Below are 11485 nucleotides of genomic sequence, written 5' to 3'. Positions count from 1 at the left end.
GACATAGTGAAGTCATGGTCTCTTGTTGTTTATTTTTAATTGCTAAGGTGTAATCATCCAGGCCTGATTCGCTCCGTCGTTATCCGCCCATTGATTGACATTAGCTCCATCAGCAGTTGAAGCCCCGTAAACATCCAGAAGTTTAACACTATTGACATTGATGAGTTTATAATAACCCCCGCCTATATCAACGATTTGCCAGTGCTGATTGGCTCCGCCATTATCGGCCCATTGGTCTGCATTTCCGCCGTCGGCGGTAGAAAGTCCATATACATCAAGTAACTTGCTGCTGTTACGATTCACGAATTTATAGGATCCGTCGCTTGTGGTGACGAGTCCCCATTTCTGGTTTAAGCCTCCATTATCTGTGGATTGAATAACATTGGCACCGTCCGCACCCGAAGCTTGATACACATCAAGCAATTTGCCGCTGTTCTTGTTGATCAGCTTATAATTGGCATTAGGATCAAACTGGGAAGTCACAGGGGCCGCAATTTGGATGGTGTCGATATTGGGAGCATAACCGGAAGAACTGTTAGAGAATTTGATCGTATTGCTGCCTGCATTCAAACTCACGTTCACTACAGTAGTACGATAGTTGGACCAGCCTAGCGTATTGCGGAAATATACTTTACGCGGACTGCCATTGTTGACACTAATATCGGCGTAACGATCCACGATATTACTGTTATAGTTGGATGCACCTGATCCGAGCTCGCCGTTTGCGTAGGTGACAACCATACGGTATTGGCCGGACGTAGGGACGGTAACGTTATTGAACTGCAATGTATTGCTCGCGCCGGCTCCGATAAAGCCGACATACTTGCCCCCGGAAGCAGCAGTATCGCTAGTAACTACTGCTGTGCCGCCTAAGGTATTGCCTGTCGCTTCCGCTTCATAGCTGTTTACCTGCCCTGCACTTGAAGGAGTCACATCGATACAGTCGATATTAATGGCATCACTGTCATCGGATGTGTAAGCATTGAAGTTGATGCGATTGATTCCGGCAGTAAGGAACATGGTCATCGTTTTACTATTCCACGTATTCCAATCAGAGGTACCGGTAAGTGCCGCATCTACCAATTGTGCGCCGTTTACCATCACCCGCGTACTTCGATTGCTGGGAGCGCTTCCTATCGGACCAGCCGAATAACGCAGAGTCACATTATAATAGCCATTGTTGGGAGCCGTAACAACAAAGTTAGTTTCTGCATTATTTGTACCTCCATATCCCTCTACAAAATAAGTCCCCGAGTAACCTGTATTCGATCCATAGGTTATATGTGCGCTTCCGCTCAAATCGGCATATTCTGCTTCATAACGAGTTGTTGTATTGGTTGATGATAAACTTGTAGCCGGCGTAATGATCATGTGATAGGCAGACAGCGCTTTCATGTTTGAAATGGGAACCGTAATTTGCCCGTTAGTCACATTATAATCGCCTTCTTGGACGAAATAAGGTCCACTGGATGGATTCAAACCAGTGTTATCAACGCCCCACACAGTAGCATGGACCTTGCTGCCGAAATAAGAAGCGGAGCTCAAGCTTTTACGACCACATCCGTATTAAAGACGTCCGTATTGTTTAACGATCCGCCAAAAATGACGCGTGCTTGCTTTTTGCTGCTATCTAGGGTGGCAACACCTTGTAGAGAACCATTTTGAGTCGGAGGTGTGACAGTCACAGTATTTCCGGTCATTTCACCATACCACTTGTAAAGCCACCATCCACCTGTCGCTTTATTGTTTTCTGTCACGAGATCATTGAGTGCACCTGCAGTTGTCCAATAGGCAAGATATCCGTCAACTTTTGTATTTTCAAAGCGGGTAATCCATTGGACCAAATTGCCCGGAACACCGAGGTCTCCGGAAATTCTTGCGTATTCATTAATGACGATGGGATGCTGCGAAAGACCCAGCTGCGACTCAACACTTCGTAAATGGTTATAGTGGTTGTAGTAATCAGTAAAGAAGTTATTATCGAGCTCATGCCATGTGATAACATCGGGAACCACGTTGTGTGCTTTGGCAAAACCCATGAAATCGGCCATGAGTTGTGAATTGTACGCGCTGAAATTAGGTCCTGCAATTTTTGAGACGGAATCGATAGAGCGAATGTGCGAATAGACTGTCGCCCAGTCATTGAAAAATTGCTGCCGAATCGCATCATTGCTGCTTGAGGAATAATCACCCATGCCCCCATACCAAATCCAGTCAGGTTCATTGAAAGGCACATAGACATAAACTTCGATCTCAGTCAGTGGCATAGGAGGCTCGACTTCCATAACCGAAAATAAGGGCACACTTCAAATGCAGGCTGTCGTAAGCCCGGCAAACGCAAGCTCTTCCTTCGTATGGAGTGTGACTGACTCAGCAGGAGCTGAGACCGATCTTGCTTCGATAACAGCAGATGGGAAATTAACGGCCAAAGGCAAGAATGGCACCGTAAAAGTGACGGCAGCCACGAATGATGGGAGCGGGATCAAAGGAGAAGTGACTGTCATTATTCGTGGACAATTAGCTTCAATCACGGGTGATCCTTATGGTCAGAGTCCATCGTGGTCGGCAGGAAGCGAGTTTGATAAAGCATTTGATGGCGATACCAATACTTACTATGACTATGCGAATGCTAATGGCGGCTACACGGGTATAGATCTAGGCGATGGAAACGCGGGAGCTGTCAAGCAGATCCGGTTTTATCCTCGATCCGGGTATACCGGCCGAATGGTGGGCGGACAATTCCAAGGCTCCAATACATCACCTACAGATGGCTTCGTGACTTTCTATACGGTCACAGAGGAACCTGCACTGCAATGGAATGCCGTCCCTGTTACAGACCCAACGGCATATCGCTACTTGCGATATTTGTCTCCGAATGGGAGCTATGGCAGCGTGGCGGAGATTGAATTTTACAGCACTCCTTCGGCGACACTGACGTGGTCCGGACCAACTAGCGTGACTTCCAATCAAAGCTTTGAAGTGACGCTTAGTCTGAACACGGTGACGAACAATGTCTATGCGCAAGATATGACGCTGAATTATGATCCGCAGAAGGTTGAATTTATCTCCGCGGAAGCCATAAAGCCTGGGTTATCCATCATTGATAAGTCAGCGGCATCGGGGCAAGTTCGATTCCTTACCGCAGACCTTCAACCTGATCAAGTGGGTAACGACTCGTTAGATCTGATAAAAGTTCACTTTAAAGCTAAGGAAGTCCATGAGAGCCAGACAGAAATGATCTCTTTAAATGATATTATTTTTGCGAATGGGAACGGCGTCGAGACGTCAATCGGTAGTCCGGATCCATGGAACTTCGCCATCGAATTCGTGGATACGACAGGGGTACCCGGCGATGTGAATGGAGATAGCACAGTCCACATCGGGGATCTTGCCATCGTAGCGTCTCATTATGGTCTAACTTCTGCGGATCCGGACTGGAACGAGTTCAAGAGCGGGGATATGAATCATGATGGTAAGATTGATATTGAGGATTTAACCGCGATTGCCAGATTGATTATTGGATGATGTTCATTTACTGGACTTAGGCGATTATGTGACACGTGCTAAAAGTAGCGGCAATAATATGAATGATAATGCTATTCTTTCAATTTACAGAAATAGGAAGGTATCGGAATATGCGAAGGAACTTTTGTCAGCGCAGTCATCGTTAAGTAAATCGAATTTTATCGTTACAGCTAACAAGTTTTTATCCATTTCTATGGAGGAAAGCTTAGAGAGTAATGATATCTTATTGAATATTCTAGCTTTGGTTGACAGTTGAGTTGGTGAAAAATGGATTTTAGGCATGGCCGAAAAGATGAAGCTCAAGCATCCAACTGTACAGTATTTTTTTGAACTGCGACTTCATACATTATCAAAATAAGTAACTGGTGCTGTATGAAAAAAGTAATATAGTCATTCACTCTTTTTGTATTATTTTTTCACTGGATATTAATATCGATAACAGTAAGTCTACTATTTTCGCGGGGAGCATATATGCAGAATAGATTAGAGCAAGACATTAGTACTACGGCAGAAAGTTTCGTAAACAATTTTTCAGATAAAGGAAATTTTGATTTTAGTGTGCAAAGTCTACGAAAACTTGATGACCTTCTAGAAGAGTTATGTGAGTATCAAATAGATGATGCCTCGACAATCTGTCGTTTCCTTTACAAGATCCAATTGACTATTTTTAAGAACCTAATGCAGACCAGCAGTGTTCGTCGTTATACTAGACACAATAGCATCATGAAAAACAAGCTGCCGGCGAATCGGCAGCTTGTTGAACGATCGGGCAGTATAATGTTAATGAAAAACCAGTGATTTATATCCGGAATATGGTATTATTAAAAAGGTATTGGGAATCCAAAGCCTATATTTCTTTTACTAAGTGAGACCCCACTTTATTTCAGAAAGGGAGCCCATAATATGATTTATTATGCGATCGCATTATTCGTCTTATTAATTGATCAATATTCCAAATGGATTATTAGGAATAAACTTAGTTTGGATGAATCCCGTCCTATAATTAGAGATGTCCTTCAAATCACTTCAATCCGTAACAGAGGAGCTGCTTATGGTATTCTAGAGGGGCAACATTGGTTTTTTATTGCAATTACGGTCATTATTATAGGTGGAATTTTGTGGTACATCCGCAAAGTGCTGAGAGAAAAAAAGAAAATCTTAGCAATTGCAAGCTGTTTTATTTTAGGTGGAGCGATCGGGAATTTTACGGATCGAATTTTTTACGGTAAAGTGGTAGATTTCATTCAATTTAATTTTCATTTTACAATTTTCGGACATTTGTTTTATCCGCTTCAGATTTTTAACATAGCAGATTCAGCTATTTTTTTTGGTGTTGTACTTATTTTTACCAATGCCTCTTTTGATTGGATAAAAGAGATAAAAGTTAAGAAAGCCTATTAATTAAACGAATAGGGACACGATAGTTAAACAGTGAAGGGCTGCCGCGTGGCAGCCCTTCACCCCGCTAACGGGCAGATTTGCATAACAAATGAACTCGTTTGCTTGTCTATTGTAATGAATCTGTATCTGTTGAAATTTTGAGGGGAGGGATCGGATGGTGAAAGAAAAGAGGAATACGCCTGCTAAATTGATTCTATTCTGTGTTCTTTTCGCAATTATTGTTATAGGTGATAGCTTATTAGTTATTAACTCACCCTTTTTATTTGTTAGGATGTTAAACCTTTTCGTAGTAATTGTTTTATCACTAATTATAGGTGCATTTATTAGGGAAATATTTAATATAAGGATTAGAGAAAAGTCAGATTCAACATAATCATTATTCAACTATCGGATAACGTTAGTTCAATCAAACAGCGACAGTCTAGGACATTTTATAACTTTATTTGTCAATTTATTTTTCACGAAGAAACCAGCAAACCCTTGAGTTTGCTGGCTTTTTGCACTTCAAAACTTATTTGTCATCCAACAATTAGTAGAGCCGTCTTGTATGGAATGAACACTTCGCCGGCTTTGCCGCCCATCACGGATTTCTGCTCCGGCGCTGTGACCCTTACCGAGCTCGATCGAAAGGCAAAGTGGAAAACGGCGTCGGTTATGTACGCAAGAACTTCTGGCCACGCATCCGCACGTTCACGGGCCTCATTGAACTGAACATCCAGGCTCGCCACTGGCTGGATGCAGTTGCGAACGTCCGGCATTCATGGTGCTACGCATGAGTACCGGTTCAGCGGCTCCAGCGAGAGCAGCTGAAGTCCTTTAATCTCATCCCTTTTGAGGATTGAGCGGCATGAGTATGGAGAATCTCCGGAATGCGGCTCCATCCGAACTGCTGAAAAGCTTCTTGAAGACGTTCTTGGACAACGACCATTGTAGCACCGCTTCCTCTAGAAATTGCTCATATATCGACAGCTTGCGTTCCACGACCTGCGGGGTCTCCTGCAGAGCGAAACGAGGCATGGGGCTTGTGTAGGTTTGCCGCAAGCTGAACGGATACCCTCCATTGTGCTTACGGTTCATGACGAGCTGATGGCGCCCCGCCGATCTCTCATGTTCGGCAATGCATCCGCTACCGGCGTAGATACGGATGCAACCCGTTCTGCTCATCTTACTGATACACGGTTTGTCCAACATAGCGCCAGGGAACCGAGTACCGATTAGCGTCATATGAAACGAGTGATTCTGTCGCCTCCAAGCACAAGAGCTAATATTTGGAGTTTCTTGGCAAGCTTCTGCGAGATCTTGAGCTATTGTTTACAGCGGAAACCTTACTGTCCGTTGCCCTATACGAATTAAACAAAGAAAAAACGAGTGATGATGAAGGCTACACCCACGGCGAAATAGTTCGTGGCTTCTTCCACACTAGTTGTCAGGTCCGCATGTCAAACCACAAAAGGCAACAGCGAATCTCTATTAAAATCGAAGGCATAGGCTCATCATCTGGACCTATTTCTTTCGTATAGACTATGTTTAATTCCACTGTTAATACTTGACCATAATTAGCTCCTCACTGTATTTTCGTTAATGCGGTCTCCTTCCCGGTTCATGATGACAGCAATCTTCCGATACCCAAGGAATGAATGCTGCGTGTATAGCTCGTCAATCCGGTGATTGAGGCTTATTTCCTCCGGTAAGGGAGGGACCGGATTGTAATTGTAATAAAGTCCAGAGCGATGTAAGCACAGTAGTTTGGCTTGTACGGCGGGCAGAAGCTCAGAACACTCCCAATCCAGAAGGTCAATACATTCCGTGCGGGTTCGTTCAGTATCCAGATTTTTTTTGAGCCAAGGATTTTGAGTAATTCTAGTGCCTATTTAGATATTGTCAACTGCCCCGCAGTTTTTTAAGACATGAGGGCAGTTAACAATTAGTAGAAGTGCAATTACCAGTTATTCCCTGATGTTCTTGTTACAATGAAGTTCGGACATTTGTCTTCGCCGTAGATGGCTTTAACTCCCGGGTTGTTAATTTTCACGTTCGTAAAACTTGCCCCACCCACAACTGGACCTTGCCCTTGCTCCGCACTGACGACAAGCTTGATGCCATAGCGTGTCGGGTTGTTGATGTTGACGTTCTCGATTCGAACATTCTGCATCGGGAGGTTCTCAGGCGACTTCGACTGGAACATTAGGCCAAAATACACCGAATTATTGATGTCAACGTTTTTCACCAAGATGTTTTTAAATACCTTGTCGCCTCCGAAGAACCAGATAGCTCCGAAGTTCTGGTAATCGTTGATCTTGTCGTCGGCTCCGACACTGGTCCAGAAATCGCCGCCCGTTCGGTCCAACGTTATGCTGTCGAATACCGTATCTTGGTCGCCAAAGCCCAAAGTATTGTAACCGAAGCTCAAGCTGCTGATCGTAAGGCCCGGATATGTCAATGTATCTGCTGCATACAGGTTCTGGAAGAGGTTGCCGGAACCTCCGTATGCGGCAAAAGCAGCTGCTCGCCGTACGCAAACGGCTGTATTGTTGGTGAATTGGTTTCCTACGTTGTAGGAACCGCCGGCATCAACCGCACTGAACTCCGCGAAGGAATCGTCACCTGTTGCCCTTGCGTAGTTATTGTCAATGATGTTGTTATTGGAACCATTAGTCATGTTGATTCCGTCCGCGAACGTGTTCTTGATGCGGTTGTTGCGGAACGTATTGTTGGAAGCTCCAACTCCCCAGTACAAGCAGATGAAGTGCTCTGCCCACACGTTTTGAATCGTAACGTTTTGCATGTGGTCTCCGTCGAGGAACTTGCCGGGCCCATCAACGCGGTACTGATAGTTCCCCCAGGCAGACAAGTCGCGGATGGTGGTGCCGTTCGCCGTAGAATCAATTCTGAATCCTACGTCCGTATTGGATTGGTCTTGCGGAGCCGTCAACTTCGTAAACCATGGTCCAGCACCGATAATTTCAGTTGCGCGTCCGTATATGGAAATTTTGCCGGGGAGCGTCCACGTGCCGGCCGGGATAAAGATTCCCTTTCTTGGTCGTGTCTTGTCTGAATTCTGCAAGAGCTTGATCGATTGACTTCGTCGCGGAAACTTCCACATATTTGGACGGATCAGGATTGGAGGCTGCTGCAGTAACGTTCTCCGTTTCGAGCAAATCTACATAGATCCAAGATACATCTCCGCTGTCGATTTGGACTTTGATTTTTGTTCCAGCAGGATACACTTGATCCAACATCAACTGCGAGTCTTCATAGAGCCAGTAAGCTTTCGTACCAGAATTGTCGTATCCAAGCCGGCCTAGCGTGCTAGGCGTCGCATACAAATACGAAAATTTGGACGTTACGTTGAACTTGCCTTTGTTTACTCCGTTAGCGTAAATGCTTACGGAGCCGTTCGTATTTTCCGCTAATGCGCTGCGAAGAACGAAAGCGTTTGCCGGGGAAGTAAGCGTAAACTCAACATATTTGCCTGCCGAATCCAGATATATGGCGGAACGTCCGGAAGCTTCGCCGGCGAAATCACCCGGATTGAAGTTCGGGGAAAGCTTCGTGCCGTTTGTCGCATTGGCAGAAGATTCCGCTTCGATAACCGTAAACGGCATGTTCGCTCCACGGCCGACAAAAAACGATTGCAATTGGACGTTATTGCTTTGCTTAGCCGGAATTTCCGCGGAATCGATCGTTATCGAGGTTGTGACTGTATAGCTGCCGTTTGCTGCCGTCCAAGTGCCCATGCTGATTGGACTTGTCGTCGCGCCGGCGGCGATAGCGTCGCCAAGTGAGCCGGTCAACGTAGTTACGACATCGCCGGTCGTAGCGTTCCTCAACGTAAGCGTAATATTATGCGCTCCGCTTGCAGAAGTTATCGTACCTTGGTTCTTGATCGAAACGGAGAAGTTCACGAGATTGCCAGCTGAAGGATTGTTTGGTGTCCAGCTCACGACGGGAACCAAATCGGAGCTCGGGACCGGATTGACTATCAGGCTGGAGCTGCTCGTGAAGCTGTTGTTCGTTTCATCCAGCTCGATGACGGCATTCTCCTCGTCAACTTTTGCGGACGGTGTATAGGTGCCTGCCGTTTGTGCCCCTATGCTTGCCGATACGGTCGCCGATGCTCCTGCTGCCAGCGCGGGTGCTGATGCGGAACCGACTTTCGTCGCCCCCATGTAGAAGTTAACGGTAGTCGCTGCAGAGGAGGCGGTGCCGCTGTTTTTTACGACGGCATTCAGCGTAATCGAATCAGTCTCGATCGGCGAAGCCGGCGACCAGGTTAGGCCGGTGATCTCCAGGTCCGGGTTCGGAGCCGGCGTGCCGATGACTTCAACCTCGACTGCTTGCGCGCCAGGGGCACCGGAATTCGACGTAAATTTTAACTGTACGTCGCTGGCTGTCGCCGACACCGGAATTGTGACGGTGTTACCAGAAGATGGATCGAACGGATAGACAGTCGCGGGGACGAGCGTCGTGAAAGAGGAGCCACCTTGCACTTTGCCGAGCACTTCGATCGTCTGGGTACGTGTCGCCCACGCCGGGTCCGGGTTCAGCTTGACGTTAACGGACGAGATGGAAGCATTCGCGCCCAAACTTACTGCGAGTGTCGCCGGATAAGCGCCCGATGCGCTCTCCCAATATGTAGCCAGATTGCCGTCATTGGCATTGGTTGCGACATACGATTGCGTGCTGGTCGAGGCGGTGATCGTCTTGCCAGCAGCGAGGTTGGTGCCGCCTCCGCTGCTGCCAATACGAGTTACCGTGTTGCTGGCAGCAGACACATTGCCAGCAGCGTCCTTGGCGACAACGTAATAGCTGACGGTCGCCGTATCCGGCTGGTTATCGGTGTAAGTAAGTACATTGCCGGCAACGCTGGCATGAAGGCTGCCGCCTACATAGATGTCGTAGCCGGTGACGCCGACGTTATCAGTTGAAGCGCTCCACGTCAGATTAATTTGGCCAGAATCCGGTGTTGTACAAGCCAGATTCACCGGAGCCGTAGGTGCTTGCGTGTCGCCGTTCTGGATCAGGGTGCCGTGAACCTCGAATTCCGCGACTTGAGCGCCCGGAGGCGCTGGAGTTGGCCGTGATTTTCAGTTGTACGTCGCTGGCCGTCCCAGATACGGGGATCGTTACCGTATTGCCGCTGGACGGATTGAATGTATAGGCGGTCGCGGGGACGAGCGTTGTGAAGGCGGATCCGCCAAGCGTTTTGCCCAGCACCTCGATCGTTTGCGTGCGTGTCGCCCATGCCGGGTCCGGGTTCAGCTTGACATTAACTGACGAAAGGGAAGCGTTCGCACCCAAGCTTACTGCGAGTGTTGCCGGATAAGCGCCCGATGCGCTTCCAGTATGATGCTACGTTGCCGTCGTTAGAGTTCGCCGCGACGTAGGTTTGCGTGTTGGAAGACGCGGTGACCGTTTTGCCAGCAGCGAGGTTAGTGCCGCCTCCGGTGTTTCCGTTACGCGTAACCGTATTGCTGGCGGTAGACACGTTGCCTGCCGCATCCTTGGCGACGACGTAATAGCTGACAGTCGCCGTAACCGGCTGGTTATCGGTATAGGTCAGCACGTTGCCGGCAACGCTGGCGCGAAGGCTGCCGCCCGCAAAGATGTCGTAGCCGGTGACGCCGACGTTATCCGTCGAAGCGTTCCACGTCAGTTTGATTTGGCCGGAAGCCGGCGTCGTATAAGTCAGATTGGCCGGTGCCGTCGGCGCTTGCGTGTCGTCCGTCGACGTGCCGTACACTTCGAATTCGGACAGCTGCGCAGCAGGCCAGCCGCTGTTGGCGGTAAACGTCAATTTGACATACCGGGCGGAAGTCGTCGGCAAATTGATCGTAACGATGTTGCTGCTTGCGGGGTCAAACGTATAGCTGGCCGAGCCTGAGAGAGTCGTATAGGTCGCATCATCCAAGCTGCCCAGCACGGACAGCGTCTGGCTGCGCGATCCCCAGTCGGCAGGAAGCTTCAGCACGGCCTGATTGATCGCATATACGCTTCCTAAGTCTACGCGAATCGTTTGGGGAAATGCATTGTTCGAGCTTTCCCAATATGTTGCTTGATTGCCGTCGTTGACGTTGACCGGCACATAGACGTCATTATAGCCGGTTGCGGCCACCGGTTTGCCGGCCGCCAGGTTCGTGGCTGCGAGAGCGGCAGGCACCACAACGCCAAGTTGAGCAAGCAACAATACCACCATAAGAGCGACCAGCAAGCTCTTCGGCTTGCGAGGTCTATTGAACGGGCTGTACAAGATAACATAACCTCCTAATTGGATATTAGTAATGAAAACATTCAATAATAGCTTGATGCAGATAACGTATCGAGAGAACCTTTCCTCCTTTCGTGGTATTCGTAACGCCTCCTCCGGCTCAGGCGCACATCCTGAACGCATGCTAATTGTAGCTCCATTCAAAGTTGCGACCTACCACAATTGTGATCTGAAATGACGCGATTGTGATAAGTAATGAACGAAGAAGAGTTTCTTAAAGCGTTATGAGAGTACTACTCAAGCTATCAAGAATTTGGACTACGTCAGAGGTTTTTGCTATACACAGTTAAC

11 protein-coding genes and 1 pseudogene are annotated in these 11485 nt (G+C 47.6%); 3 read left to right on the top strand and 9 right to left on the bottom strand.

Annotation, left to right across the window (positions count from 1 at the left end):
* Positions 1-42: 42 nt before the first annotated feature.
* Positions 43-1545, bottom strand: coding sequence for an RICIN domain-containing protein (locus L0M14_RS16765; protein WP_235117818.1), 1503 nt, complete (start codon positions 1543-1545; stop codon positions 43-45).
* Positions 1542-2267 (bottom strand): hypothetical protein, encoded by a 726-nt coding sequence (locus L0M14_RS16760; protein WP_235117817.1) that lies wholly within the window; start codon positions 2265-2267, stop codon positions 1542-1544. Before L0M14_RS16760 ends, L0M14_RS16765 begins: the two co-directional genes overlap by 4 nt.
* Positions 2268-2310: 43 nt before the next feature.
* Here L0M14_RS16760 and L0M14_RS16755 point away from each other — a divergent pair, with 43 nt between their 5' ends.
* From L0M14_RS16755 to lspA, 3 genes and pseudogenes are all read left to right on the top strand, one after another.
* Positions 2311-3525, top strand: coding sequence for a cohesin domain-containing protein (locus L0M14_RS16755; RefSeq protein ID WP_235117816.1), 1215 nt, complete (start codon positions 2311-2313; stop codon positions 3523-3525).
* Positions 3526-3607: 82 nt separating this feature from the next.
* Positions 3608-3883 (top strand): annotated as a pseudogene (locus L0M14_RS16750) (SF0329 family protein); the annotation flags it as partial.
* A 545-nt stretch (positions 3884-4428) separates the two neighbouring features.
* Positions 4429-4926: a signal peptidase II gene (gene lspA, locus L0M14_RS16745; RefSeq protein ID WP_235117815.1), complete on the top strand. Its 498-nt coding sequence runs from the start codon at positions 4429-4431 to the stop codon at positions 4924-4926.
* A gap of 518 nt (positions 4927-5444) precedes the next feature.
* On the opposite strand, the gene L0M14_RS16740 is transcribed toward lspA, so the two are convergent.
* From L0M14_RS16740 to L0M14_RS16720, 7 genes are all read right to left on the bottom strand, one after another.
* Entirely contained in the window at positions 5445-5654 is a 210-nt protein-coding gene (locus L0M14_RS16740) for a hypothetical protein (protein WP_235117814.1), read from the bottom strand.
* A 94-nt stretch (positions 5655-5748) separates the two neighbouring features.
* On the bottom strand, positions 5749-6090 hold the full coding sequence (locus L0M14_RS16735; RefSeq protein ID WP_235117813.1) for a hypothetical protein: 342 nt from the start codon (positions 6088-6090) through the stop codon (positions 5749-5751).
* Between the two features lies 1 nt (position 6091).
* Positions 6092-6178, bottom strand: a complete 87-nt coding sequence (locus L0M14_RS32245) for a Mu transposase domain-containing protein (RefSeq protein WP_405031092.1) — start codon at positions 6176-6178, stop codon at positions 6092-6094.
* A gap of 304 nt (positions 6179-6482) precedes the next feature.
* Positions 6483-6587: a hypothetical protein gene (locus L0M14_RS31990; RefSeq protein ID WP_350340517.1), complete on the bottom strand. Its 105-nt coding sequence runs from the start codon at positions 6585-6587 to the stop codon at positions 6483-6485.
* 278 nt (positions 6588-6865) lie between these two features.
* On the bottom strand, positions 6866-7990 hold the full coding sequence (locus tag L0M14_RS16730) for a right-handed parallel beta-helix repeat-containing protein (RefSeq protein ID WP_405030787.1): 1125 nt from the start codon (positions 7988-7990) through the stop codon (positions 6866-6868).
* Entirely contained in the window at positions 7890-9911 is a 2022-nt protein-coding gene (locus tag L0M14_RS16725; protein ID WP_235117811.1) for a CARDB domain-containing protein, read from the bottom strand. The genes L0M14_RS16730 and L0M14_RS16725 overlap by 101 nt, the downstream gene beginning before the upstream one ends.
* A 284-nt stretch (positions 9912-10195) precedes the next feature.
* A complete protein-coding gene (locus L0M14_RS16720) occupies positions 10196-11317 on the bottom strand; it encodes a discoidin domain-containing protein (protein ID WP_235117810.1) in 1122 nt (373 codons plus the stop codon).
* Between the last annotated feature and the right edge of the window lie 168 nt (positions 11318-11485).

Source organism: Paenibacillus hexagrammi, assembly GCF_021513275.1.
Classification (GTDB): Bacteria; Bacillota; Bacilli; order Paenibacillales; family NBRC-103111; genus Paenibacillus_E; species Paenibacillus_E hexagrammi.
The sequence above is the reverse complement of the archived record's forward strand: the minus strand, read 5'-3'. Positions and strand labels throughout refer to the sequence as shown.

What these genes read in the sequence shown, in the direction of transcription:
- L0M14_RS16720 (WP_235117810.1), bottom strand. Translation starts at nt 11,317, where the DNA reads ATGCGTTCAGGATGTGCGCCTGAGCCGGAGGAGGCGTTACGAATACCA.
- L0M14_RS16755 (WP_235117816.1), top strand. Translation starts at nt 2,311, where the DNA reads ATGCAGGCTGTCGTAAGCCCGGCAAACGCAAGCTCTTCCTTCGTATGG.
- lspA (WP_235117815.1), top strand. Translation starts at nt 4,429, where the DNA reads ATGATTTATTATGCGATCGCATTATTCGTCTTATTAATTGATCAATAT.
- L0M14_RS16760 (WP_235117817.1), bottom strand. Translation starts at nt 2,267, where the DNA reads ATGCCACTGACTGAGATCGAAGTTTATGTCTATGTGCCTTTCAATGAA.
- L0M14_RS16735 (WP_235117813.1), bottom strand. Translation starts at nt 6,090, where the DNA reads ATGAGCAGAACGGGTTGCATCCGTATCTACGCCGGTAGCGGATGCATT.